Genomic DNA, 24,756 nt, shown 5'->3' with positions numbered 1-24,756 from the left:
TGCAATACTATTTCAAGGGATGCCGGAGATAGGCATCCCTTTTAAAATAGGGTGTATGAACTCAGACCTTTATCTGGCAGGTTATCCACTCTAGTTTCGGTGCTTGTCAGATTATGCAAGCCAATGCACTAAACGGTTGTCACTTTTAGAGTAAACATAAAAACGACAAAAAGCCTTACAGCAATCACTGTAAGGCTTTTCTATTTTCTTTAAGTCTGCGGCTTATTGACAGCCCCAAACCCTAAATTGGTCGGCGAGAGAGGATTCGAACCTCCGACCCACTGGTCCCAAACCAGTTGCGCTACCAAGCTGCGCTACTCGCCGAAAACGAGCCGAATCTTACTGCGCTCGCTACAGGCCGTCAATACCTTTTTGATAATCATAGGTTAGTTGCTGATAAAAACAGCGTGAACGCCACTGTGTCGCACGCTTACACGGTTTTTACAGAAAATATGTCATACGTAAAAGAAGGGTATTAAGTTCCGGCTATCGCATTTCACAACAGCCGGAATTGACTATTTCAGATGACTATTGCAGTAACGAAATATCAGCAACTCTCAGGAACAGGTCACGCAATTCACTTAACAGGGTTAAGCGATTTACTCGCACCTGTAAGTCTTCATCCATCACCATCACATTGTCAAAGAAAGCATCAACAACTTCACGCAAAGATGCCAACTCAACCAACGCTTCCTGATAGCATCCTTGAGCAAATAAAGGCGCCAGCTTATCCTGCAAAGCCACCAGATGTGTTGCCAGTTTCACCTCTTCCGGCGCTTTCAACGCAGAAACATCTACTTTCTCGTTTAATGTCTCTTCTGATTTCGCCAGAATGTTAGAAACACGCTTATTCGCTGCGGCTAACGCTGCGGCTTCATCCAGTGTACGGAAGTGAGTCACCGCTTTAACACGAGCATCGAAATCAGCAGGCTGCGTCGGACGACGTGCTAATACTGCCTGAATGGTATCAACGCCGTAACCTTGCTCCTGATACCAAGCACGGAAACGGCCAAGCATAAACTCCACCACATCATCCGTAACCTTGGTATTCGTCAGCTTGTCGCCATACAGACGCACCGCTTCTTCTGTCAATGTCTGCAAATCCAGCGGCAGTTTTTTCTCAACGATAATACGCAGAGCACCCAACGCAGCACGACGCAACGCAAACGGATCTTTATCACCTTTCGGATGCTGACCAATACCAAAAATACCCGCCAGAGTATCCATTTTGTCAGCAATCGCTAACGCACAAGAAACGCCAGTAGAAGGCAGTTCATCCCCCGCAAAACGCGGTTGATACTGCTCATTCAATGCCAGAGCGACATCCTCTGCTTCACCGTCATGACGGGCGTAATGCATTCCCATCACACCTTGGGTATCGGTGAACTCAAATACCATGTTGGTCATCAGGTCACATTTGGACAGCAAACCAGCACGGGTAGCATGATTCACATCAGCGCCGATCTTCTCTGCAATCCAACCAGCCAACGCCTGAATACGATCCGTTTTATCACGCAAAGTACCAAGTTGTTTCTGGAACAAAACCGTCTCCAGACGAGGTAGATTATCTTCCAGACGCTGTTTACGATCCGTCTTAAAGAAGAATTCCGCGTCAGCTAAGCGTGGACGCACCACCTTTTCGTTACCGTCAATGATTTGTTGTGGATCAGAAGATTCAATGTTGGCAACAAAAATAAAATTCGCCATCAACTTGCCGGCATTGTCGTAAACCGGGAAGTATTTTTGGTCCCCCTTCATGGTGTAAACCAACGCTTCTGACGGCACAGCAAGGAATTTCTCTTCAAATTTCGCCGTCAGCACAACCGGCCATTCAACCAGTGAGGTGACTTCTTCCAGCAGGCTGTCACTGATATCAGCAACACCGCCCAGCTTAATCGCCGCCTGTTCTACATCTTGCTTAATGAGCGCCTTACGGATTGTATAATCTGCAATTACTTTACCGCGTTGCTGCAAAATCGCGGGATACTGTTCTGCATTATCAATCGTAAACTCAGATTCACCCATAAAGCGATGACCACGAATAACACGTGCGGATTTAACACCCAGAATTTCGCCTTCAATCAGTTCATCGCCAAACAACATGGTAACGGTATGAACTGGACGAACAAACTGAGTCTCCTTATCGCTCCAACGCATCAGTTTAGGGATGGGCAACTTACTCAGCGCTTGATTGACCATACCCGACAATAGCTCTGTTGCACGGCAGCCTTTTACAAGTGCGCGATACAATAGCCATTCGCCTTTATCTGTCACTAAACGTTCAGCCTGAGCAGCCGTGATACCACAACCGCGCGCCCAACCTTCAGCCGCTTTTGTCGGTTTACCCTCAGCATCAAATGCTTGAGCAATCGCCGGACCGCGTTTTTCTACTTCACGATCAGCTTGCGCCTCATCCAGATTAGCAACTTTCAACGCCAGACGACGCGGCGTTGCAAACCAACTCACTTCACCATACGCCAAATTCGCGTTATCCAACTCCGCCGCGAAATTAGCAGCAAATGCTTCAGCTAATGAACGAAGAGCCTTCGGCGGCAACTCTTCTGTGCCGATTTCCACCAGGAAAGTCTGTTGAGTCATGACAGCCTCTTAGTTCTGATTCTTGTTACACATAGGGAAGCCTAGCGCCTCGCGTGAAGCATAGTAAGCTTCGGCAACAGCTTTAGTCAGGGTACGGATACGCAGGATATAACGCTGACGTTCAGTCACCGAGATAGCTTTACGGGCATCCAGCAAGTTGAATGTATGGCCCGCTTTGAGAATACGTTCATAAGCTGGCAACGGTAGCGGCGTTTCTAACGCCATCAGATCCTGCGCCTCTTTTTCATATTGTTCGAAGCAGGTAAACAGGAAATCGACATCCGCATGTTCAAAGTTATAGGTGGATTGCTCTACTTCATTTTGGTGATAAATATCGCCATAGGTGGTTCTACCCAAAGGGCCATCACACCAAACCAGATCATAAACACTGTCTACGCCTTGGATATACATTGCCAGACGCTCAAGACCGTAAGTGATCTCACCAGTGATAGGTTTACACTCAAGACCACCTACCTGTTGGAAGTAAGTAAACTGAGTCACTTCCATCCCGTTAAGCCACACTTCCCAGCCTAATCCCCAAGCGCCTAATGTTGGGTTTTCCCAGTTATCTTCAACAAAACGGATGTCATGAACTGTTGGATCTAATCCTAACTCCTTCAGAGAACCCAGATATAACTCCTGAATATTGTCTGGGGACGGTTTAATAATGACTTGAAACTGGTAGAAATGTTGTAAGCGGTTAGGGTTTTCACCATAACGGCCATCTGTCGGACGACGGGAAGGTTGCACATAAGCCGCAGCAATTGGCTCTGGGCCAAGTGCACGCAGGCAAGTTATTGGATGAGAAGTACCCGCACCGACTTCCATGTCCAGTGGTTGGACAATGGTACAGCCTTGGCGCGCCCAATAATCCTGTAATGTCAGGATCAGCCCCTGAAAGGTCTTGGTATCAAACTTTTGCATGTTAGATCCGCACGCGATACATATGAATTTGAAAGGAAGTTGGTCAGTATACCCTTTGACCTTAAGATATACAGCCCTGAATTCGCTCTTATATTTCGCCTTGAAATAAAAAAATCTCAATTTGGTTATTTTACTTGTATATCTATACAGTTAAGGTACCGTCAATGACCAACCTCTCATACCGAAAATAACGATTATGGAATTAACACGCTGCCATTGGGTTACTTCTGACCCGGAATATCTGGCTTATCATGACAATGAATGGGGAAAACCGCTAAAAGATAGCCAAAAGTTGTTTGAAATGATTTGTCTGGAAGGACAACAATCTGGGCTATCATGGTTGACTATTCTGAAAAAACGCGAAGGTTATCGTAAATGTTTTCATCAGTTTGATCCGGCAAAAATTGCCGTCATGGATGAAAATGATGTAGAACGGCTGATGCTTGATCCCGCTATTATCCGTAATCGCGCCAAAATTAATGCGATTATCAACAATGCACGAGCCTATCTTAAGATGCAGCAACAAGGAGAAGAATTCAGTACTTTTATCTGGCGTTTCGTCGATAAAAAACCCATTATTAATCAGTGGGAAACGATCACCGAGGTACCGGTAAAAACAGAGATTTCAGCGGCGTTATCGCAAGCGCTGAAAAAGAGGGGGTTCAAATTCATCGGCAGCACCACTTGCTATGCATTTATGCAAGCTGCTGGTTTGGTCAATGACCATACAATAAACTGTTTATGTAGAAAATAAATTCAGTGAATTACTATAGTACTTTAAGATTAAAATGAATAATAAAGCTGGATGTTAACCAAACATTCAGTTCTTTATTTTAAATGCTAAATTAAACGCAATATTAAATAACTAATAGTCATAATTTTCCAGATTGCACCCCAATAGTGCGCGGAGTATGGTGTTATGTCTCTTATTCTTATTCCCAACAACACACCGACAACGAACGTGGCTATGATTTTTTCTCAATTTGGTAACAAATTCACACAAGATGCAGGCATCACCCGCCTGATGAATGACCTTAATCAAGGGTTAAGGACACCTGGCGCAATTATGCTTGGCGGCGGCAACCCGGCGCATATCCCGGAAATGGATGACTATTTTCAGCAACTACTGACAGAGATGGTCGCCAACGGCCGACTCACTGACACGCTATGCAACTATGATGGACCTCAAGGAAAGGATACATTGATTCAAGCATTAGCCGAGATGTTGCGTGAAAAATTGGGTTGGGAGATTGGCACACAAAATATTGCCCTGACCAATGGCAGCCAAAGTGCATTCTTCTATCTATTTAACCTGCTGGCTGGACGCGGAGAAGATGGCTCTGTCCGCAAGGTGCTGTTTCCACTGGCGCCGGAATATATTGGTTATTCTGACTCAGGGCTGGATGAAGGCTTATTTGTTGCCAATAAACCCAATATTGAATTATTGCCAGAAGGCCAATTCAAATATCATGTTGATTTTGACCATCTAAATATTACCGAAGATATTGGCCTGATCTGTGTTTCTCGCCCAACCAACCCAACGGGTAACGTTATCACTGATGAAGAGTTACAACGGCTAGATTATCTGGCTCAACAACACCAGATTCCATTACTCATTGATAATGCTTACGGCGTGCCATTCCCAGGTATTATTTTTAGCGAAGCTACGCCATTGTGGAATCCCAATATTATTCTGTGCATGAGTTTATCCAAATTAGGGTTGCCGGGTTCACGCTGCGGAATCATTATCGCTAACGATAAAATCATCAATGCCGTCAGTAATATGAATGGCATCATCAGCCTTGCGCCGGGCGGTGTTGGCCCCGCAATGGCATTGGAAATGATCCGTCGCAATGACTTGCTTCGTTTGTCACAGGAAATTATCCGCCCGTTCTATCAACAACGGGTTCAGGACGTGATTCAGATCATCCGTCGTTATCTACCGGCAGAACTTTGCCTTATCCATAAACCAGAAGGCGCCATTTTTCTGTGGCTGTGGTTTAAAAATTTACCGATAACCACAGAAATGCTTTATCACAGATTGAAAAAACGCGGTGTGTTAATGGTTCCAGGTCACTATTTCTTCCCCGGACTGGAACAAGACTGGCCGCATACACATGAATGCATGCGTATGAATTATGTCCCTGATCCGGAAAGTATTGCCAAAGGGATTGCAATTCTGGCAGAAGAAATTAAATTAGCACATCAGCAAGCAGCCTGAAATCATCTGAAATCAATAGTAAAAAAAGTAAAAAAGCTCCTGCTCGGAAATGCAGGAGCTAAATGACAACGAGGACTTTACATGATTATTTTCAGAATTTGTAGAATGCTTTGTGCATAAGAAGGGAAAGAAACACTCCTTGTTTGCCTACTCTCCTTAAGCAGCCCCTATTCAATCAAAAATTTCTAAATCCAATGCCTTGAATAGGCGGGTTTTTGTTCGTTTACTGGCAATCAAAGTAAAAGCGCGCCTCTATTTATATCACTATGTGATCTGGAACAGTGATCATCTCAGACAATCTCATTATGTGAAATTACGAATAACCCGCTGCTCTTACCAAAACCGGGAAATTAGTCCTGCTTGCTCATTGATTCTGTCAGAAATTAAATAGCTGTTATGTGGTTAATCCCACAAACTATCAGGACTTATTACCCCGAAAGCAGCATAACACTCTTTAGAATGTTCTTAAGACAAAAGTCACATCGTTTTAGCCTTAAAAATTATTTAAGTTATAGACCATTCAAATTATTATGATGACCTGCATTATTTTTATTGATTAAAAAACAGAAAAAAATCCTGTTACATAAAAAATTCACGACTTTTTGATCTCAACGCTATGGTCAACGTTGCGTGACGTGATTATAGTGATTGATGTCAAAACCCTTCGTTAAGGGATTTGGATAAATTTGGGGAAATAAAGATCACCCAACAAACTCACTCAAGGGCGAATTATTTCAGCGGCTTAGCCATACGAGATCGATAGAACCGATGAAGAGTAATAAATTAATTCTATTTTGCGTCACATTAGGATGGCTGTTAATCAGCGGGTGTACCAGCATCATGACACATTCAGGGCCTAGCCGCGGTTATTATCCCGGCACTAAAACTGACATTGAAATGTTAAAAGACCAAGATACAGGTTGGGTAATGAAACCACTACTCGCAATTGACCTGCCCTTTTCCGCGCTATTAGATACTCTCTTATTACCTTATGACTATATAAAATCTGACGAAGATCAATCAGCAAATTCACCAAAAGAGCGAATTGAAAAAATAGAAAAAGCACAAAGTCAAACCAAAAACAATTAATCGATAATCCGTTTCGATTTATTTATTGCCACCAGCAGGAAGAGGCCGTGAACTGGCGGCAAATATATCTATTTCAGTCCTGTTTCCACCAGGAAAATTTGCATATAGCCATCAACTTCACGCATAAAAGCAACATGATGGTTATCCGGTGAAATCACAACGGCATCCGCGGCAGGCGCTTTTTCTGTACGCTTTGTTAAACGCTGCATTTGACCATTGTTTACATCACACAACATCACGCTGTTATCGCAAATGAAAGCAACAAACCGCCCTCTATTTTCCCAACTAAAAGCGGATTGAATATCACAATGGCTCTGAGTGACTTGACGAGGTTCACCACCATTTGGCGATATTATCCACAGTTGCACAATGCCATTGTCATCTTTCATCAGAAAACCAATCTGCTCACCATCCGGTGAAGCCCGCAACCAGTGGCGTGGATTATTCACTACCCCCGGCCAACGCTTATGATTGGTCAATGTCAGACGACGCTGCATGATATTAACCGACGGTGCAGGTAATGTCGTTTCCGTACCTTGCAATGGTTTTTCCCCTGCTATTGCATAATCAGCATCCTGTTCAGGTAGATCAACGATATAGACTTCTGGTACTTTTTCCCCGGTTGCAGAAATAGTATCGCCAATAAATGCCAACGCCCAACGCTGCCAATTTCCATCCGCTTTACGATATCCTGCTTGACCTACCCAACACTCTTCATAGGCACGGTTAATCTCATCACTACCTGGCTGCGGCTGAAAAGTGGTACTACTGACGACAACGGAGAAATGGCTGCCATCATATTCACGGGGATGGTGTTTAGGTGGTTTAACTGATTTGAGGGGCACAGCAACAGCGATATTGCGTAAATCCCGCGCTGGATCAAGTTCATGCATAACATGGTCGTTATAAGTAAAACTCAAACGACTGCCATCCGGGCTGAATACATGAACGTGGCTGCCTCCGCGCAATGCGCCCGGTGTATAAGGGGCAGTAATATCCATTGCATCCAGCGTAACCGCTTTTCCCGGTAAATCTTCACTGACAATTACCCCTCGCCGGTGATGAAAATCGTAATGCCATTGCTCATCTGGGCATTCAGGCCCGTGAATAAACGCATAGCGGACAGGTTCTGTTGGGCTGACTGTCACCACGCCAACATGAGCCCCCTCTTTAGCCTGATAGATAATTTCTGTTTTGCCACTGTGTACATGAATTTTTTCTATCGTTAAACCGGTAAAAGAAGCGCCATGAGGGCGAACATCATAAACTAACCACTGGCTGTCTGGCGTCCAGACATTAATATTGGTAAGCTGGTGGCTGCGATTATCAAACGTGATTTGCCGTTCCTGAAAGGCCATTTTATTATCCTTACATCGGGTCTTTTCGGATAAATAATATTAATCCGAAATGGATAGAACTAAAAAATTTCAGTCGAGACTTTACCACTTCGACATTACTCTTACCTTTTTACGTTATACGCATCGAATAATCTATGTTACTGAGTGTTCTTTATATCATTGGTATCACTGCCGAAGCGATGACCGGCGCTTTAGCTGCGGGCCGCCGTAAAATGGATATGTTCGGCGTGATTATTATTGCTTCTGTCACCGCCATTGGCGGCGGTTCTGTTCGGGATATTCTTCTGGGGCACTACCCTCTCGGTTGGGTTAAACACCCTGAATATATTGTCACCGTTGCCTGTGCCGCCGTGATAACCACTTGGGTTGCCCCCATGATGAAGCATTTACGCCGTCTGTTTCTTATCCTTGATGCCATTGGCTTGATTGTTTTTTCCATTCTCGGCGCACAAATTGCCTTGGATATGAACTATGGCCCAATAATCGCCTCCATCTCAGCGGTTATCACCGGTGTTTTCGGTGGCGTGTTACGCGATATGCTGTGTAACACCATTCCGTTGGTTTTCCAGAAAGAGATTTATGCCGGTGTCTCTTTTACCGCCGCCTGGCTATACATCGGATTACAACATACGCCATTACCGCAGGATGGCATTGTTCTGATTACCCTAATCGCAGGTCTGACAGCAAGATTGGTTGCTATTCGCTACCGCCTTGGATTACCTGTCTTTAATTATGAACATTCTGATCACTGAGCCATACCAACGGGGTTCGGCCCAACCCCGTTTTCCCGATCAAACCCCTTAATTCCTGCCACTGACAGCTTCTCTGCAATTGCTTTAATCTGCGTGTCATTGACAAAATCAGACAACTTTTTCACTTGCCCGCGAGTGAATTGCTGTTTTAACTGTGCTCCGGCTAATTTCTGCTCCAGTTGCTGCCAGTGATCAACATCGTCAGATAGCTTATCCATATAAGGCACTCCAATCCCTTTGATCCAATAGGAAAAAGGCTGATTTTTTGCCTTGCTGAATTGTGAATAAATAGCCTGCGCCCGTTTATCTCCAATTCCCGGTAAGGCCGCAATTTGTTGAACTGACAGCGCCAACCAACCGGTCAAATCAGTGACCAACTTCTGTTCGGTCAACATTGCCCAACTACCGCTACTGACACCTGTCATTTGCAAACTTTCGCCAAGCCATTTCAGTCGCGCATTAAACTGTTGTTCACAGCCCGCCGTTAACGTCAGGCAACTCAGCGCATGATAACGCTGCTTATCTGGCGGCTGAATATTCTGACGCTCTTTAATCCGCCACACCACTTGAGCTAATTTCGGAATACCATGACCTGCCAGCGTGAGAGTCACCCGATCCCCCGGCAACACATTCAACTGTTGCCAACGACGGACTGAACCAATATTGACTCGGCTGACTTGTCGGTCATCCAATTTCACCTTATCCAGCCCAAGCACAACGGAGATTTTGCCCGTTCTGCCAATAGTAAAGCTCACTTCCCTGACTTGTGTTACCTGATGGCGTAAAGGGTGTTTCCATGCCACAGCCCAACTGTTGGAACCAGACCGCCATTGATTCCCTTTAGGTTCAATTTCCTGTTTCAGCACGATACCGTCTGTGGCAAAAGGCATAGGTTGTTCAAAATAATGCATCCGCAGTTTCTGTACCTGTTCTGGCTTCTCTATTTTATGGCTGTAGCGAAGCGCTAATGGAAAGCCCATATCTGCTAATTTCCGCAATTTACTTTCCATATCCATAGGGCCATCCGGCCAGCTCCAGATAAACAAACCAACTTGCTTTAATTCTGGCGAATGTTCCTTACGCATCATTAAACCCGCAACACGATTACGAGCGCCATCACTGCCAGAAGATTGCTGTATATGCCCGTCCTTATGCAGAAAAAGCTCCCCTTGCAGTACCATATAAGGCGGTGCATTTTCTATCTCTTGGGGAATCTCGGCGATATATGGGCTTTTCGCTGTCCAATCTACACCTTCAGAACCATTACCCCGGCTGATTAATGAAACTAATTTCCCTTGCTGGTAAACCAATGTTACCGCCACGCCATCAATCTTTGGCTGTAACCAGACAGGTAATCTGCCGTGTAACCATCGGTTAATTTCCTGTTCGTCTTTCAGTTTATTTAATCCAGTATGAGCAACCGGATGAACCCGCTTATTCTCGGGGAAAACTACTACAGGAAAATCTGAATGAGGTGCTTGTTTCAGACAGAGTTGCCAATGAATTAGATCTGCCATTAATTGATCATAAACTTCATCATCGATCTCGCTAATCCCTTTCTGACGATAAAGTTGATCCCATCGAGCCAGCTGTTGCATCAAGCTTTTTGTTTCACGTTGCAATTTATCCTGCGACCATGCAGGACAATCTTTCTCTGTATTCAATGTCTCAGCCGCAACTATCGATGTACTGAAAACAATAAATAGAACCAATATCAATAAATTAAGCATCCGTTGCTCCTTGGCTATCCATGCATAACGGCAAAATAGAGGATAAATAGAAGCTATCCAAGGCAGAAATAATAACTTTGCGAAGCGGTTCGAAGGAATAACTTTCTGAAATCCCAAGATAACGAACTTTTTTATATATTGCATAATGTGGATATCATGGTGAAAACCTGATTCATTTAACTATTTATTGCATTGCAATTAATAATTAAATTCTAAGTCTTTCAAGAAGCAGGATACTTGATTGTTTTTCCGTCACCCATCATACTTATGCGCATACCTTTGCGCATAGGAGTAAATACCATGAATACCGTTACCTCTCCCCGTAACAACACCAAAAGAAGCACCAAAAGAAGCACCAACGTGTACCTGACGGCTTCACTGGTCGATAAAGCTCATAGTATGGACATGAATCTCTCAGCAACACTAGATATCCTTCTGGCTCAGGCTATAAAAGCTAAACAGGATGAGAGAGAGAAAGAGAAAGAAGATATGCAGGCTATGAACATATTCATGGCGAAAGCTGGAATGCTCACAGACGATGAATTTTTCGGGAGCCTGTAATGCCACAGCAATTTGATGTGTATCGTAATCCATCGGCCAAAACAAACAGGCTTTGGCCGTTTTACCTTATTATCCAGAATGATTATTTTGATGATTTAACAACAAGGATTATTGTCCCTCTGGCATCTAAAAATGACATTAGCCTCAACCAGAAAAGAATCACCCCTCAGGTGGTCATTAATAATAATAGTTATTATATATTTACACCGGCAATAACGTTTCTGGATGCAAAAAAAATCAACAAATCAGATTTTGTATGCAACGTAGCCTCATCCAGAAATGAAATTATCTCAGCCCTCGATGCCATCATAACGAACACCTGAACCCGCAAAGAGAAGAAAGATAACTAGAACCGTCAGACCCCTCCGTGCGGAGAATGTAAAAAATACCCTCTCAATCCGGGCAATTTTTCTCTGTATTCAATGTCTCAGCCGCAACTATCGATGTACTGAAAACAATAAACAGAATCAACATCAATAAATTAAGCATCCGTTGCTCCTTGGCTATCCATGCATAACGGCAAAATAGAGGATAAATAGAGGCTGTCCAAGACAGAAATAATAACTTTGCGAAGCGGTTCGAAGGAATAACTTTCTGAAATCCCAAGATAACGAACTTTTTTATATATTGCATAGCGTGGATATCATGGTGAAAAGCTGACTCATTTAACTATTTATCGCATTGCAATTAATAGTTAAATGCATATGCTACTGTGACTGCTCCCCGCCGTAAAAACGGCGAGGCTTCCCACTTCTCAGGCCGCCACCGTCTTTATGACGGATTTACGCTGTTCCTCAGCTTTCTACCTGCTGTCAGTGTGAAAGCAGCTAAGGCGATGCGGGAGAAAATTCGAAGATGGAAAACGCACCGATGGACACAGTTATCGATCAAGGAACTGGCTAATAGTCTCAACCCTGTTTTACGGGGTTGGATCAACTACTATGGCAAATTTTATAGATCGAAGCTTGCTCCGGTTTTGGATCAACTGAACTATGCTCTTGTGCGATGGGCAAAACGGAAATATAAACGGCTGGGTAGCGCTTCACGGGCAACGGCATGGCTAAAGCGTGTAGTCGCTCGGTGGCCTAGTCTATTCGCTCATTGCCCGATTACTCATGCTGGTATGACTGGACGATAGGAGCCGGATGAATCGAGAGATTCATGTCCGGTTGCGTGAGGGCCTGCGGGTGAGATCCCCTCGGGCTACTCGACTCGATGATCCCCACCCCTGCGTTCCTCATGAGGAAATTAAAGCACGGTTTGCAGCCAAAAAAGCAGCCCTACTTAAGGGGATATAATAGAGTTGGAATGGAAGCCAATGGCTCTAGCTGATCGTGAGGCTATTACGATTTTTTTAATTTCTGAGCAGAAATGATTTCGTTACTGGCTGCACGCCTAAACCATTCAGGTAAATAACTGGCCAATTGCTTCACTCTGTCACGGTCCCGAGCCAACAATAGCTGCCTGCGCTTATTGCTATTATCAAAAATCCAGACCCTATCTGATATATTCATAGCCAGCGGTAGGTTAATTATAGAACGATCATAGCGCCTGAATATATCGACAACTGGCACATTATGCCCTCCCGCTCTTACACGAAGCGCCACTCGTGCGGCAGACAAACCCACATCATGAACACCGACGAAAATAAAGTTAACCTTGTAACCGGCACTAACAGCCAGCTCCATCAGCTTAATTTCTCCTTTACCCGTGAGAGTCGTCTCGACAGCAAATGAGCGGCATTCTTGGAGAAAAACCGCTCGTTGTTTGATAGCTAACCGACCCGCTTCCGCATTTTTCAGTGATGGATTATGCGGGCTGAGTTCTCGTGCTATATCATCGGGATTTACTACAGGAACCTTGCCAGTTAGATGACGTCGAACCAGTGTCGATTTGCCAGCTCCATTAGGTCCTGCAATAACCCATAGCTGAGGCCGATGCGTCACTCTTCCAAAACCTCAACTACCTCCTCGGTACCACTCATAAAACTAACCAGCTCCCTACGGCCGCCTGGATATTCCTTAATCACCATCCCTGCTGGAGTGTTAAACTCCGCATAATAAATTGGTTCACCAGAATTAAGGTGAGCACGCGCCTCTGAACCATCGTCATTTGCCAATTGAGCATCAAAGATAGCCATAAAAGCGCGCTCTTGCGCCGGTGACATTTCATCCAAATTTTGCAGTTCAAGCCTCATCGCTGTAACCCCTGTAATTTGCGCCACAAACTTATGACAAATAAAATTAACTAATGAATATAAAGGTAACAACTGTAGATAAATTACACACCATAGTATGCAGTGTAAATTCCATTCCCACCCAGGACAACTCTTTTCTGATACATCCATGTGACTACATCAATAAATTAAGCATCCGCTGCTCCTTAGCTATCCATGCATAACGGCACAATAGAGGATAAAGAGATACTGTCCAAGGCAGAAATAATAACTTTGCGAAGCGGTTCGAAGGAATAACTGCCTGAAATCCCAAGGTAATGGACTTTTTTATATACTGCATAGAGCGGATATTATGGTGAAAAGCTGATGCATTTAATATTTAGTTCAGGGTTGCCATAACAACTCCCACCCCTGTGGTTTTCATCGAAAACAGAGGTTTGGCAACTCATAAGCTTATCATATAAGATAAGCTTTAGGGCAATATTGAATATGAACTGGAACATTGAGCTCTATGATGGTGTCGAGGATGCGATCCTCAATATGCCACCCAGAATTCAGGCTCGTATGCTAAAACTGCTTGAACTTATTGAAGAATATGGTGCTAATCTTGGAGAGCCGCGCACTAAGTCAATGGGAAAAGGTCTATTCGAGATTCGAGCCAAAGCACAAGAAGGTATTGGACGCGGATTGTTTTGCTATCTACAAGGTTCAAACATCATTGTCCTTCATGCATTTATTAAGAAAAACCAGAAGATATCTAAAAAGGATCTTGATCTCGCTTATGAACGAATGAAAGAGGTTACAAAATGAGTAGCTTAAAGTCTCTAAAATCCAAAGCATTAGCTAACCCAGATGTAAAAGCTGAGTATGATGCGCTAGAACCAGAATTCGAGCTAATTAATACTCTATTACGCATGCGGCATGCTGCTGGTCTAACGCAAAACCAAGTTGCACAGCGTATGGGAACAAAAGAAGCGAATATTTCCAGGCTTGAAAAAGGAAATGGAAACCCAACACTTAAGACACTATTGAACTACGCCAAAGCTTGCAATTGTGAACTGCATTTTGGCTTCAAAACAATTTAATCCAAACGATATAGAAAAGCATCTTCGGGTGTTTTTCATATTTGTTTTCTTTTATAACAACCAGATACATCCGCGTCTTTCAACGATAGATTATGCAGAGTGAATTCTCTTTCTATATCATCGGAATTTACTACAGGAACCTTGCCAGTTAGATGACGTCGAACCAGTATCGATTGCCCGCTCCATTAGGCCCCGCAATAACCCATAGCTGAGGCCGATGCGTCATGCTTCCAAAACCTCAACTACCTGCTCGGTACCACTCATAAAACTCACCAATTCTTTACGGCCACCTGGGTATTCCTTAATAACCATCCCTGCTAGAGTGTCAAACTCCGCATAATAAATTGGTTCACCAGAATTGAGGTGAGAGCACGCCTCTGAACCATCGTCATTTGCCAATTGAGCATCGAAGATGGTCATAAAAGTCTGCTCTTGCGCCGGTGACATTTCATCTAAATTTTGCAGTTCAAGCCTCATCACTGTACCCCCTGTAATTTGCACCACAAACTTATGACAGAATAAAATTAACTTAATGATATTAAGGCAATAACTGTTGATAAATTATACACCATAGAATGCAGTGTAAATTCCATTCTTACCCCGGACAACCTCTTTTTTGTTCATTACTTTATTTTTCTTACACTATTTCTAACACATTCATCTAATTACGGGTTAGTAATCGAAAGATCATAGCCTCTGAATATATCACCATGTAAAAAATACCCGCTCAATCAGGGTAACTTTTCCCTGTGTCTGATGTTTCAGCCGCAACTCTCGGTGTACTGAAAACAATAAACAGAACCAATATCAATAAATTAAGCATCCGTTGCTCCCTGGCTATCCATGCATAACAGCAAAATAGAGGATAAAGAGATGCTATCCAAGGCAGAGATAATAACTTTGCGAAGCGGTTCGAAGAATAACTACCTGAAATCCCCAAGCAACAGACTTTTTTATATACTGCACAAAACAGGTAATTACGGTGAGAACCTGACTCATTTAACTATTTATTGCATTGAAATTAATAATTAAATGCATATGCTACTCTAAATACTTGCCATACAATAACTCAGGAGAACGTTTATGGTAACAAAGATAATTAATAATTCCACACTAAACCGGCCGGACTGTGCGGAAGCGCAGAAACGGGTACATAAAGCAGCTACCTATGATGCATGGTTCCGTAAGCAGGTTCAGGCCGCCCTCGACGATCCCTACCCCAACGTTCCTTATGGGGAGGCTAAAGCACTATTTGCTGCCAAGAAAGCAGCTCTACGTAAGGGGATATCATGAAGTGTGAATGGAAGCTAATGGCTTTAGCTAATTTGCAGTCTTGCAGACAAATAAGCAAAAATTAGGATAGAGAAGATTTAACGACAAAGCGTATGGAGATATTATTAGCGAATCTATTAAGTATTATTTTGTTATTGTGAACTATTAATCAATGATTCAACCAAATATAATGACTCAGCCTATCACATATTAATTTTTAATTTCATCGCCCTCTGTCATTACCAAAATAAACCTTCAAATAAAAATCAAAATAAAACAATTCCACCAAACAATTTGGGGAAAAATATTACAACCATCACCCTAGTGATTTTTACTCTTTGCTTTACAATTATTACTTAGTAAAGTAGGTTACATATTCATGTATTAATCAATAGCCATAAAGATGTACATTGCCTCTAAATTCCGTCGTTCAAGCCTCATAATTTTAACCTTCATCACTTATCGATAAAAAATAATCCAAAACCAACTACCAAAAAATCAATTTAGTATTAACCTAAAGTTATTAGCCGATAACCTCTCTCTAAGTTGCAATATAAATTCAGCTTAACCCACAAAGGATAGGTTTTATGGCATAGATTCCCTTGTGGGTAAAAAGGTCAATCCAATATCACCATCATTAGGAAAATAATATGAATCAAAATAACGATCCCTCACCAAACATGGATATTGGCAGTAATCCTATCAAGCAATATTGGCAACCGGACAGGAATAGCTATTCTGATAATAGTACTTCCATCGTCTCTAATAACGAGTCAACGGCGATGTTATTGCCAACCGGCAGAGTGATGGCTTGGGGAAATGATTACAGTAGCAAAATCCCACCCGACATTGCCGAATTGCAGGATATCGTCAGTCTCAGTGCAACAAATAATGCTTTCGCCGCTCTGCGGAAAAACCGTAGCGTGGTGACTTGGGGAAACGAGGATAATGGCGGGAAAATCCCAACTGAAATGGCCCAATTAACGGATATTATCAGTTTGAAAGCCACAGTCTCTGCTTTCGCTGCCCTGCGGGCAAACGGTAGTGTGGTCGCCTGGGGCGATGAAAAATCAGGCGGCAAAATCCCATCCGACATTGCCCAGTTGCAGGATATTGTCAGCCTAAATACAACAGGCTCCGCTTTCGCGGCTCTACGGGAAAACAGTAGCATCGTCGCGTGGGGCGATGAATATTCCGGCGGCCAGATACCACCTGAGATTGCCAGCAGGAAGGATATTGTCAGCCTGAGTTCAACAACAAAAGCATTTGCCGCCCTGCGGGCAAATCGCAGCGTCGTCACTTGGGGACATGAAAATTGGGGCGGGCAGATCCCACCCGACATTGCCCAACTACAGGATGTTGTCAGTATCAGTGCAACAGATGCTGCTTTCGCGGTCCTACGGTCAAATCGCAGCGTCGTCGCTTGGGGGTTCGAAAATTCGGGCAATCAAGTCCCGCCAGAAATCGCTAAATTGCGAGATATCGTCAGTATCAGCGCTACAGGAACCGCGTTTGCCGCCCTGCGGGCAAATCACAGTGTCGTCGCTTGGGGAAGCCAATATTCTGGTGGCAGTCTTCCGCCAGAAATCGCCCAGCTACAAGATATCGTCAGTCTGTGTACAACATCGGGGGCTTTCGCGGCTCTACGAGCAAACCGCAGTGTGGTCGTCTGGGGGCGTAACGATATCTCAGTTCCACCCGAAATTGCCGCATTACAGGATATTGTCAGTATCAGCGCGACAGAAACCGCATTTGCCGCCCTACGGGCGAACGGCAGCGTCGTTGCCTGGGGATATGACAGTTATCAAGGCAACCAAGTTCCATCCGGGATAGCCCGATTACAAGATATCGTCAGCCTGAATGCATCAAGAAACTCATTCTCCGTATTGCGGGCCAATGGTCGGAAAGCGGCCTGGGGTTCTGCTTACGATAATAACGTGCATCATGAATATCAAAATTAATTAACCTATTGGGCAGAAGTCTTACGGTACAAACCCCTTGTGGGTAAGGTAAATCCGATATGACCCTATCAGGAGCATAATATGAACCAGAATAACGATCCCTCATTACACATGAATATCCACAATCATTCTTTTAATCAAGACTGGTCCGAGTTCGGTGGAGTATACGGTAATAGTCGCTCTGACGACCATATCTCCATCGTCTCCACTAGCACTCACGACACCAGCGCCATGTTATTGCCAAATGGCAGAGTGATCGCTTGGGGAGATGAACGTTTTGGCGGCCAAATTCCGCCAGAAATTACTCAATTGCAGGATATTGTCAGTATAAGTTCAGCATATTCTGCTTTCGCGGCTCTGCGGGCAAACGGCAGTGTGGTCGCCTGGGGAGAGAAGAAATATGGCGGTCAGGTCCCGCCCGACATCGCCAAGTTACAAGATATTGTCAGTCTGAGTTCAGCATCACGCACTTTCACGGCCCTACGGGCAAATCGCAGTGTGGTCGCTTGGGGAAACGGTATCTCAGTCCCACCAGAAATTGCCAAATTACAGGATATTGTCAGTATCAGTACAACACACGGTACATTCGCCGCCTTACGGGCAAACCGCAGCGTGGTCTCTTGGGGAGATCAGAGATATGTCGGTCAAATCCCGCCCGACATCGCCAAATTACAAGATATTGTCAGTATAAGTTCAACATATCTTGCTTTCGCCGCCTTGCGGGCAAACCGCAGCGTGGTTGCATGGGGCTCTGAAAACTGGGGCAGTCTGGTCCCGCCCGACATAGCCAAACTACAGGATATCGTCAGTCTGAGTTCAACATTAGGTACCTTCGCTGCCCTGCGGGCAAATGGTAGCGTAGTCTCCTGGGGAGTTGAAGGACAGCCCCCATCCGAAATCGCTAAATTACGGGATATTGTCAGCCTGAGTGCCTCAGTGCTTGCTTTCGCAGCCTTACGGGCAGACCGCAGTATAGTTGTCTGGGGTAGTAAAATTGGGGGGGGAATACTCCCACCTGAAATTGCCGTATTAAAAGATATCGTCAGTGTGCAAGCAGCAAGTAAAAGCTTCGTTGCCCTACGGGCAGACCGCAGTGTGGTTGCCTGGGGTGATAGGGGCGATGATGAAGCAGATGTTATCAGCGTTCCCCCCGAAATCGCCAAATTAAAGGATATTGTCAGTCTGAGTGCAGCAAAGGATGCTTTCGCGGTTCTACGAGCTAACGGCAGCGTGGTCACCTGGGGATATAAAAATAGTGGCTACCAAGTCCCACCCGGAATAGCCCGACTACGGGATATAGTCAGCCTGGAGGCATCAGGAAATGCATTCTCAGTCCTACGAGCAAATGGAGAAAGATTAGGCTGGGATGTTCATGTGTATCAAGGAGATAGAATAGTACATAGCGAATATGATGATTAACCCATTGTCATTATGAATCATTAAAAAACACGAAAACTAAGGCTGGACCATAATACCTCGGTTCAGCCTATCGTTTATTCCATTTAAAATATCAACTTACCCATTCTCTGTCATTACCAAAATAAACCTTCAAATAAAAATCAAAATAAAACAATTCCACCAAACAATTTGGGAAAAAATATTACAACCATCACCCTAGTGATTTTTACTCTTTGCTTTACAATTATTACTTAGTAAAGTAGGTTACATATTCATGTATTAATCAATAGCCATAAAGATGTACATTGCCTCTAAATTCCGTCGTTCAAGCCTCATAATTTTAACCTTCATCACTTATCGATAAAAAATAATCTAAAACCAACTACCAAAAAATCAATTTAGTATTAACCTATAGTTATCAGCCGATAAATTTTCCTATTATCTTATTCATCAAAGAACGGTTTGTATTAAATTGCAGTAGACATTCAGCTTAACCCACAAAGGATAGGTTTTATGGCATAGATTCCCTTGTGGGTAATGCAGGTAAAAAGGTCAATCCGATATAACCATCATTAGGAGAATAATATGAATCAAAATAACGATCCCTCACCAAACATGGATACTGGCGGTAATCCTACAAAACAATATTGGCAACCAAACAGGAGTAGTCACGCTGATGATAATATGCCTATCGCTTCTACCAGAGGGGCAACCGCCATGTTATTGCCAAATGGCAGAGTGATAGCTTGGGGAAATGACCCCAGTAGTCAGATCCCACCCGACATTGCCCAATTACGGGATATCGTTAGCCTAAGTGCAACAGATGATGCTTTCGCGGCTCTACGGAAAAACTGGAGCGTGGTCGCTTGGGGAAACAACAACGAAGGTAACGGTGGTCAACTCCCGCCAGAAATTGCCCAATTACAAGATATCGTCAGTCTGTACACAACATCGAAGGCTTTCGCGGCCCTACGGGCAGATCGCAGTGTCGTCGTCTGGGGAGGTAGTGACATCAAAACCCCACCCGAAATTGCCGCATTGCAAGATATTGTCAGTATCAGCACAACAGAAACCGCATTTGCCGCCCTACGGGTAAACGGCAGCGTCGTTGCCTGGGGACATGGCAATTATCAAGGCAATCAAGTCCCACTCGGGATAGCTCGGTTACAAGATATCGTTAGCCTAAATGCATCAAGAAACTCATTTACCGTACTGCGGGCCGATGGTCAGAGAGTTGGCTGGGGTTCGGCTAATGATAATAAATTACATTACGAATACGACTATTAATTAATCCATTAAGCAGAGGTTTTACGGTACAGATTCCCTGCGGGTAAGGTCAATCCGATATAACCTTATTAGGAGAATAATATGAACCCAGATAACGAGTTCTCACCAAACAAACTATACCAGCAATCTGGAGATGGGATATGTAGTCACTTTGACAACAAATCCTCCATCGCCTCAACTTACACTGCGAGCGCCATGCTATTAACAAACGGCAGAATAGTCGCTTGGGGAGAGGAGAGCTGTGGAGGCGCTATACCGCCAGAAATTGCCCAATTACAGGATATCGTCAGCCTGAGATCAACAGGTTACGCATTTGCAGCCCTGCGGGCAGACCGTAGCGTGGTTGCTTGGGGAGATGATCAGTATGGCGGCAATCTACCACCAGAAATTGCTAAATTACAGGATATTGTCAGCCTGAGTTCAACAAATTGCGCATTCGCAGCCTTACGGGCAAACGGTAGTGTAGTCGCTTGGGGAGGTCATACAGGTTACGCATATGGCGGCAAATTACCAGCAGAAATCGCTAAATTAAAGGACATTATAAGCATAAGTTCAATACATAGCATTTCGGATAGTGTCTGTGCAGCCTGGTGGCCAGACCGTGATCAATTCGATTGCGGAGATTACGACAACCATGGCGGGCACAGGCCCGTTACAGTATATAACTTCACCAATGATACCTTTGCCGCCCTTAGGGCAAACGGCAAGGTGGTCTCTTGGGGAAAAGTCCCTGTTCCGTCAGATATTAGCAAGCTAGAGGATATTATCAGTCTCAGTTCAATAAATAACATTTTCATCGCCCGGCGAGCAGACCTCAGCGTAGTCACCTGGCCCGGGTATCCCATACCTCCTGAAATTGCAAATTGGCAGGATATTATCCACCTAGATGTAACAACCTATGCTGTAGCCGCCCTGCGGGCAAACGGTAGCGTGGTCGCTTGGGGGCATCAAAACTATGGCGGCCAAGTCCCACCAGAAATTGCCGCATTACGGGATATTGTCAGCTTAAGTGCAACAAATGGCGCTTGCGCCGCTTTGCGTACCGATCGCAGTGTCGTCGCCTGGGGGGACCCGGGCTCTGGTGGTCAGGTTCCACCCGCAATTGCCATATTAAAAGATATCGTCAGCCTATATTCATCAAGGAACACATTTATAGCTCTACGGGCAGACCGCAGTGTGGTCTCCTGGGGTCTTATTAGTGTCCCACCCGAGATTGCCAAATTAAAAGATATCGTCAGCTTGAAAACTACCGATCTTGATGATTCCGCGGATCAAGGTAATTATGCTTTCGCGGCTCTACGGGCAAACGGTAGCGTGGTCTCTTGGGGGTTCACAGATCTTAATATCCAGATACCACCTGGAATAGCCCAACTACAAGATATCATCAGCCTAAGTTCATCAAGCAGCGCATTCGCCGTCTTACGGGCGAATGGCCAAAGATTAGCCTGGGATCTTTTGGATAGGGGGTATAATATAGTACATAGCGAATACGATGATTAATACATTATTATGAATCATTAAAACACACCAAAACCAAGGCTGAACCATAATACCTCGGTTCAGCCTATCGCTTATTCCATTTTAAAGATCATCTCACCCACCCGCTGTTATTAGCAAAATCAGCTTGCAAGTAAAGATTAAAAAAAATAACTTTACGAAACAGTTCGAAAAATAAATATCAAAAACCCAAAATAACTGATTTTTTACAAACCACACAAAAATATAATTACGACGAAAACTTAGCAACGCCTTATTTACCGACTTACAATAAATTATTAATAAATTAAGTTACTCGTACAGGTAATAAATAATAGTCATAAGACACATATCCCCGACAAATTCTCACGCCTAAATCTCATTATTGTCATTTACCTGTAAAAATAATCTTAAAAACCATCACTCACAATCGGATTTAGCGTTAACCTATAGTTATCAAATAATAAATTTTCACTATCACATTCTGTTAATTTTTTGCTGTTTCTATTATCTTTTTTTTAAAGAATTGCTAAACTTATTTATGTTTTATTAGTCGCAATAGAAAATCAGCTTAACCCAAACAGAATCTAGAATTTATTAACAAACTCCCTGTGGGTAAGGTCAATCCAATACCACCTTAAATTTAGGAGGGTAATATGCATCAAGATGATTTCTCCTCAAACATAAGTTCCAGCAATACCCTTATATGAATGCAATCTGTAATAATGGCCTGCACGGGTAATCCGATGCAGAAAATAATCCTTTAAAGAAGGAGGCCCCTTAAAAGGCCAATGTAATCTGGCCGGGACAGGGTTATCACAGAGAATGAAAATTTTTAATATGCCAACCGGGGAACAATCCCCGCCAGAGTATCCGATGAATACTGAAAAAACGTTCATCAATAGAGTGAAGCAGAATGTTAGCCGAAATCGCCGGTGGTCGGCATGGGTAATGTGCGTATCTATAGGAGCGCTTTTTTTCACCTCGGTATTGGCTGCTACTGAATACCCCAGTAAACCAACACCAGACCTAAGGTACCCCGCGACTCCCCCCTGGGACGCAGAATACACATTCAAATCTCTCGGGCAACCAATAATCAATGGGAAAGATAACAAGGTCTCCATCACCTCCACTTACACCGCAACCGCCATGTTATTAACAAATGGCAGAATGGTCGCCTGGGGAGATGAGAGCGGCGGCGGCTCTATACCGCCAGAAATTGCCAAATTACAGGATATCGTCAGCCTGAGTTCAACAGGTTATGCATTCGCAGCCCTGCGGGCAGACCGCAGCGTGGTCGCTTGGGGAGATGAGAGGTATGGCGGCACTCTTCCAGAAGAAATTGCTAAATTACAGGATATTGTCAGCCTGAGTTCAACGAATTATGCTTTCTCTGCCCTACGGGCAGACGGTAGTGTAGTCGCTTGGGGAGATCAGAAATATGGCGGCAAATTACCAGCAGAAATTGCTGAATTAAAGGACATTATAAGCATAAGTTCAATACATAACATTTCGGATAGTGTCTGTGCAGCCTGGTGGCCAGACCGTACTCAATACTCTTGCGGAGATGACAACCGTGGCAAGTACAAAATGAATATACTATATAGCTTCACAAATGATACTTTTACCGCCCTTAGGGCAAACGGCAGCGTGGTTTCTTGGGGAAAAGTGCGAGTTCCGCCCGATATTGCCAAATTACAGGATATTATCAGTCTCAGTTCAATAAATAACATTTTCATCGCCAGGCGAGCAGACCTCAGCGTAGTCACCTGGCCCGGGTATTCCATACCTCCTGAAATTGCAAATTGGCAGGATATTATCCACCTAGATGTAACAACCTATGCTGTAGCCGCCCTGCGGGCAAACCGTAGCGTGGTCGCTTGGGGGCATCAAAACTATGGCGGCCAAGTCCCACCAGAAATTGCCGCATTACGGGATATTGTCAGCTTAAGTGCAACAAATGGTGCTTTCGCCGCTTTGCGTACCGATCGCAGTGTCGTCGCCTGGGGGGACCCAAGCTCTGGTGGTCAGATTCCACCCGAAATTGCCGCATTAAAGGATATCGTCAGCCTATACTCATCAAGGAACACATTTATAGCTCTACGGGCAGACCGCAGTGTGGTCTCCTGGGGTCTTATTAGTGTCCCACCCGAGATTGCCAAATTAAAGGATATCGTCAGCCTGAGTACAACCGATCTTGATGATTCCTCACGAGGTCATTATGCTTTCGCAGCTCTACGAGCAAATCGTAGCGTGGTCGCTTGGGGGTTCAAAGAGCTTAATATCCAGATACCACCTGGAATAACCCAACTACAAGATATCATCAGCCTAAGTGCATCCAGCAGCGCATTCACCGTCTTACGGGCAAATGGTCAAAGATTAGCCTGGGATCTGTTGGATATGGGAGACAATATAGTACATAGCGAATATGATGATTGATCCCTTGTTATTATGAATGACTAAAAAACACGAAAACCAAGGCTGAGCCATAATTCCTCGGTTCAGCCTATCGTTTATTCCGTTTTAAATATCAACTCACCTACCCCCTGTTATTACCAACATCAACTTTCAAATCACGTTCAAAAGACAATAACTTAACAACCCTTTATTTCCGGCCTAACAACTAATTGTTAATTAATCAAGTTACTCATTCAAGCAATAATAGCCATAAAGATGTATATCTCCTCTAAATTTTTCTGTCTAAATCTCATTACTATCACTCTTGTCATTTACCTATGAAAAGCCACCAACAATCAATTTTAGAGTTAACCAATAGTTATAGACTGATAATCTTTTATTATCACATTCTGTTAATTTTTTGTTTTTTCTATTATCTTTTTTTTAAAGAATTGCTAAACTTATTTATGT

General features: G+C 43.9%; 23 protein-coding genes and 1 tRNA gene. 15 read left to right on the top strand and 9 right to left on the bottom strand.

Features of this window, described 5'->3' with window-relative positions; genetic code table 11:
* Positions 1-247 precede the first annotated feature (247 nt).
* From EAE90_RS03015 to glyQ, 3 genes are all read right to left on the bottom strand, one after another.
* A tRNA-Pro gene (locus EAE90_RS03015) sits at positions 248-324 on the bottom strand.
* 204 nt (positions 325-528) lie between these two features.
* Positions 529-2,598, bottom strand: coding sequence for a glycine--tRNA ligase subunit beta (glyS, locus tag EAE90_RS03010; RefSeq protein WP_214052211.1), 2,070 nt, complete (start codon positions 2,596-2,598; stop codon positions 529-531).
* Positions 2,599-2,607: 9 nt separating this feature from the next.
* Entirely contained in the window at positions 2,608-3,522 is a 915-nt protein-coding gene (gene glyQ / locus EAE90_RS03005) for a glycine--tRNA ligase subunit alpha (RefSeq protein WP_036779844.1), read from the bottom strand.
* Between the two features lie 196 nt (positions 3,523-3,718).
* Between glyQ and EAE90_RS03000 the strand changes: the two genes are divergently transcribed.
* The 3 genes from EAE90_RS03000 (at position 3,719) to EAE90_RS02990 (ending at position 6,832) form a co-directional block, all read left to right on the top strand.
* Positions 3,719-4,276, top strand: a complete 558-nt coding sequence (locus tag EAE90_RS03000; protein WP_214052210.1) for a DNA-3-methyladenine glycosylase I — start codon at positions 3,719-3,721, stop codon at positions 4,274-4,276.
* Between the two features lie 213 nt (positions 4,277-4,489).
* Complete coding sequence (locus EAE90_RS02995; RefSeq protein ID WP_214052251.1) at positions 4,490-5,743, top strand: valine--pyruvate transaminase; 1,254 nt, start codon at positions 4,490-4,492, stop codon at positions 5,741-5,743.
* Positions 5,744-6,511: 768 nt separating this feature from the next.
* Entirely contained in the window at positions 6,512-6,832 is a 321-nt protein-coding gene (locus EAE90_RS02990) for a YceK/YidQ family lipoprotein (RefSeq protein ID WP_214052209.1), read from the top strand.
* A 68-nt stretch (positions 6,833-6,900) separates the two neighbouring features.
* On the opposite strand, the gene EAE90_RS02985 is transcribed toward EAE90_RS02990, so the two are convergent.
* Positions 6,901-8,190, bottom strand: coding sequence for a YidR family protein (locus tag EAE90_RS02985; protein ID WP_214052208.1), 1,290 nt, complete (start codon positions 8,188-8,190; stop codon positions 6,901-6,903).
* A gap of 134 nt (positions 8,191-8,324) precedes the next feature.
* Here EAE90_RS02985 and EAE90_RS02980 point away from each other — a divergent pair, with 134 nt between their 5' ends.
* The gene (locus tag EAE90_RS02980) at positions 8,325-8,942 is read left to right on the top strand and encodes a trimeric intracellular cation channel family protein (RefSeq protein WP_214052207.1); all 618 of its coding nucleotides are present in this window, start codon (positions 8,325-8,327) and stop codon (positions 8,940-8,942) included.
* Here EAE90_RS02980 and ligB read toward each other — a convergent pair.
* The gene (gene ligB / locus EAE90_RS02975) at positions 8,936-10,816 is read right to left on the bottom strand and encodes an NAD-dependent DNA ligase LigB (protein WP_246550275.1); all 1,881 of its coding nucleotides are present in this window, start codon (positions 10,814-10,816) and stop codon (positions 8,936-8,938) included. The genes EAE90_RS02980 and ligB overlap by 7 nt on opposite strands.
* 156 nt (positions 10,817-10,972) lie before the next feature.
* Here ligB and EAE90_RS02970 point away from each other — a divergent pair, with 156 nt between their 5' ends.
* Both EAE90_RS02970 and EAE90_RS02965 read left to right on the top strand, forming a co-directional pair.
* Positions 10,973-11,233 (top strand): type II toxin-antitoxin system CcdA family antitoxin, encoded by a 261-nt coding sequence (locus tag EAE90_RS02970; RefSeq protein ID WP_214052206.1) that lies wholly within the window; start codon positions 10,973-10,975, stop codon positions 11,231-11,233.
* Positions 11,233-11,556 (top strand): CcdB family protein, encoded by a 324-nt coding sequence (locus EAE90_RS02965; protein ID WP_214052205.1) that lies wholly within the window; start codon positions 11,233-11,235, stop codon positions 11,554-11,556. The genes EAE90_RS02970 and EAE90_RS02965 overlap by 1 nt, the downstream gene beginning before the upstream one ends.
* A 70-nt stretch (positions 11,557-11,626) precedes the next feature.
* On the opposite strand, the gene EAE90_RS02960 is transcribed toward EAE90_RS02965, so the two are convergent.
* Positions 11,627-11,866 carry a hypothetical protein gene (locus EAE90_RS02960; RefSeq protein ID WP_214052204.1) on the bottom strand — a complete coding sequence of 80 codons (240 nt, stop codon included), beginning with the start codon at positions 11,864-11,866 and terminating at the stop codon, positions 11,627-11,629.
* Positions 11,867-11,945: 79 nt separating this feature from the next.
* On the opposite strand from EAE90_RS02960, the gene EAE90_RS02955 reads away from it, so the two are divergent.
* Positions 11,946-12,371 (top strand): group II intron maturase-specific domain-containing protein, encoded by a 426-nt coding sequence (locus EAE90_RS02955; protein WP_339920649.1) that lies wholly within the window; start codon positions 11,946-11,948, stop codon positions 12,369-12,371.
* Positions 12,372-12,576: 205 nt separating this feature from the next.
* Here the strand turns inward: EAE90_RS02955 and EAE90_RS02950 are convergent, their stop codons facing one another.
* Both EAE90_RS02950 and EAE90_RS02945 read right to left on the bottom strand, forming a co-directional pair.
* Positions 12,577-13,179: an ATPase gene (locus EAE90_RS02950; RefSeq protein WP_036779860.1), complete on the bottom strand. Its 603-nt coding sequence runs from the start codon at positions 13,177-13,179 to the stop codon at positions 12,577-12,579.
* Positions 13,176-13,430 (bottom strand): hypothetical protein, encoded by a 255-nt coding sequence (locus EAE90_RS02945; RefSeq protein ID WP_036779861.1) that lies wholly within the window; start codon positions 13,428-13,430, stop codon positions 13,176-13,178. Before EAE90_RS02945 ends, EAE90_RS02950 begins: the two co-directional genes overlap by 4 nt.
* Positions 13,431-13,898: 468 nt before the next feature.
* On the opposite strand from EAE90_RS02945, the gene EAE90_RS02940 reads away from it, so the two are divergent.
* Positions 13,899-14,219: a type II toxin-antitoxin system RelE/ParE family toxin gene (locus tag EAE90_RS02940; protein WP_214052203.1), complete on the top strand. Its 321-nt coding sequence runs from the start codon at positions 13,899-13,901 to the stop codon at positions 14,217-14,219.
* On the top strand, positions 14,216-14,494 hold the full coding sequence (locus EAE90_RS02935) for a helix-turn-helix domain-containing protein (RefSeq protein WP_214052202.1): 279 nt from the start codon (positions 14,216-14,218) through the stop codon (positions 14,492-14,494). The genes EAE90_RS02940 and EAE90_RS02935 overlap by 4 nt, the downstream gene beginning before the upstream one ends.
* A gap of 222 nt (positions 14,495-14,716) precedes the next feature.
* Here the strand turns inward: EAE90_RS02935 and EAE90_RS02930 are convergent, their stop codons facing one another.
* The gene (locus EAE90_RS02930; protein ID WP_214052201.1) at positions 14,717-14,971 is read right to left on the bottom strand and encodes a hypothetical protein; all 255 of its coding nucleotides are present in this window, start codon (positions 14,969-14,971) and stop codon (positions 14,717-14,719) included.
* A gap of 606 nt (positions 14,972-15,577) precedes the next feature.
* On the opposite strand from EAE90_RS02930, the gene EAE90_RS02925 reads away from it, so the two are divergent.
* The 6 genes from EAE90_RS02925 to EAE90_RS23615 all read left to right on the top strand — a co-directional run bounded on the left by EAE90_RS02925 (position 15,578) and on the right by EAE90_RS23615 (position 24,327).
* Positions 15,578-15,787 (top strand): antitoxin PaaA2 family protein, encoded by a 210-nt coding sequence (locus EAE90_RS02925; protein WP_214052200.1) that lies wholly within the window; start codon positions 15,578-15,580, stop codon positions 15,785-15,787.
* Between the two features lie 629 nt (positions 15,788-16,416).
* Positions 16,417-17,727, top strand: coding sequence for an RCC1 domain-containing protein (locus EAE90_RS02920; RefSeq protein WP_214052199.1), 1,311 nt, complete (start codon positions 16,417-16,419; stop codon positions 17,725-17,727).
* 81 nt (positions 17,728-17,808) lie between these two features.
* The gene (locus tag EAE90_RS02915; RefSeq protein WP_214052198.1) at positions 17,809-19,146 is read left to right on the top strand and encodes an RCC1 domain-containing protein; all 1,338 of its coding nucleotides are present in this window, start codon (positions 17,809-17,811) and stop codon (positions 19,144-19,146) included.
* A gap of 564 nt (positions 19,147-19,710) precedes the next feature.
* The gene (locus tag EAE90_RS02910) at positions 19,711-20,412 is read left to right on the top strand and encodes an RCC1 domain-containing protein (protein WP_051560783.1); all 702 of its coding nucleotides are present in this window, start codon (positions 19,711-19,713) and stop codon (positions 20,410-20,412) included.
* Positions 20,413-20,493: 81 nt separating this feature from the next.
* Positions 20,494-21,912: an RCC1 domain-containing protein gene (locus EAE90_RS02905; RefSeq protein WP_214052197.1), complete on the top strand. Its 1,419-nt coding sequence runs from the start codon at positions 20,494-20,496 to the stop codon at positions 21,910-21,912.
* An 801-nt stretch (positions 21,913-22,713) separates the two neighbouring features.
* Positions 22,714-24,327: an RCC1 domain-containing protein gene (locus tag EAE90_RS23615; protein ID WP_246550273.1), complete on the top strand. Its 1,614-nt coding sequence runs from the start codon at positions 22,714-22,716 to the stop codon at positions 24,325-24,327.
* The last annotated feature ends 429 nt before the right edge of the window (positions 24,328-24,756 follow it).

It is taken from the genome of Photorhabdus caribbeanensis (genome assembly GCF_018448885.1).
GTDB classification, from domain to species: domain Bacteria; phylum Pseudomonadota; class Gammaproteobacteria; order Enterobacterales; family Enterobacteriaceae; genus Photorhabdus; species Photorhabdus caribbeanensis.
The sequence above is the reverse complement of the archived record's forward strand: the minus strand, read 5'-3'. Positions and strand labels throughout refer to the sequence as shown.

Coding starts and splice junctions, on each gene's coding strand:
- glyS (WP_214052211.1), bottom strand. CDS start 2,598: ATGACTCAACAGACTTTCCTGGTGGAAATCGGCACAGAAGAGTTGCCG.
- glyQ (WP_036779844.1), bottom strand. CDS start 3,522: ATGCAAAAGTTTGATACCAAGACCTTTCAGGGGCTGATCCTGACATTA.
- EAE90_RS03000 (WP_214052210.1), top strand. CDS start 3,719: ATGGAATTAACACGCTGCCATTGGGTTACTTCTGACCCGGAATATCTG.
- EAE90_RS02995 (WP_214052251.1), top strand. CDS start 4,490: ATGATTTTTTCTCAATTTGGTAACAAATTCACACAAGATGCAGGCATC.
- EAE90_RS02990 (WP_214052209.1), top strand. CDS start 6,512: ATGAAGAGTAATAAATTAATTCTATTTTGCGTCACATTAGGATGGCTG.
- EAE90_RS02985 (WP_214052208.1), bottom strand. CDS start 8,190: ATGGCCTTTCAGGAACGGCAAATCACGTTTGATAATCGCAGCCACCAG.
- EAE90_RS02980 (WP_214052207.1), top strand. CDS start 8,325: ATGTTACTGAGTGTTCTTTATATCATTGGTATCACTGCCGAAGCGATG.
- ligB (WP_246550275.1), bottom strand. CDS start 10,816: ATGCAATATATAAAAAAGTTCGTTATCTTGGGATTTCAGAAAGTTATT.
- EAE90_RS02970 (WP_214052206.1), top strand. CDS start 10,973: ATGAATACCGTTACCTCTCCCCGTAACAACACCAAAAGAAGCACCAAA.
- EAE90_RS02965 (WP_214052205.1), top strand. CDS start 11,233: ATGCCACAGCAATTTGATGTGTATCGTAATCCATCGGCCAAAACAAAC.
- EAE90_RS02960 (WP_214052204.1), bottom strand. CDS start 11,866: ATGCAATATATAAAAAAGTTCGTTATCTTGGGATTTCAGAAAGTTATT.
- EAE90_RS02945 (WP_036779861.1), bottom strand. CDS start 13,430: ATGAGGCTTGAACTGCAAAATTTGGATGAAATGTCACCGGCGCAAGAG.
- EAE90_RS02940 (WP_214052203.1), top strand. CDS start 13,899: ATGAACTGGAACATTGAGCTCTATGATGGTGTCGAGGATGCGATCCTC.
- EAE90_RS02935 (WP_214052202.1), top strand. CDS start 14,216: ATGAGTAGCTTAAAGTCTCTAAAATCCAAAGCATTAGCTAACCCAGAT.
- EAE90_RS02930 (WP_214052201.1), bottom strand. CDS start 14,971: ATGAGGCTTGAACTGCAAAATTTAGATGAAATGTCACCGGCGCAAGAG.
- EAE90_RS02925 (WP_214052200.1), top strand. CDS start 15,578: ATGGTAACAAAGATAATTAATAATTCCACACTAAACCGGCCGGACTGT.
- EAE90_RS02920 (WP_214052199.1), top strand. CDS start 16,417: ATGAATCAAAATAACGATCCCTCACCAAACATGGATATTGGCAGTAAT.
- EAE90_RS02915 (WP_214052198.1), top strand. CDS start 17,809: ATGAACCAGAATAACGATCCCTCATTACACATGAATATCCACAATCAT.
- EAE90_RS02910 (WP_051560783.1), top strand. CDS start 19,711: ATGAATCAAAATAACGATCCCTCACCAAACATGGATACTGGCGGTAAT.
- EAE90_RS02905 (WP_214052197.1), top strand. CDS start 20,494: ATGAACCCAGATAACGAGTTCTCACCAAACAAACTATACCAGCAATCT.
- EAE90_RS23615 (WP_246550273.1), top strand. CDS start 22,714: ATGAAAATTTTTAATATGCCAACCGGGGAACAATCCCCGCCAGAGTAT.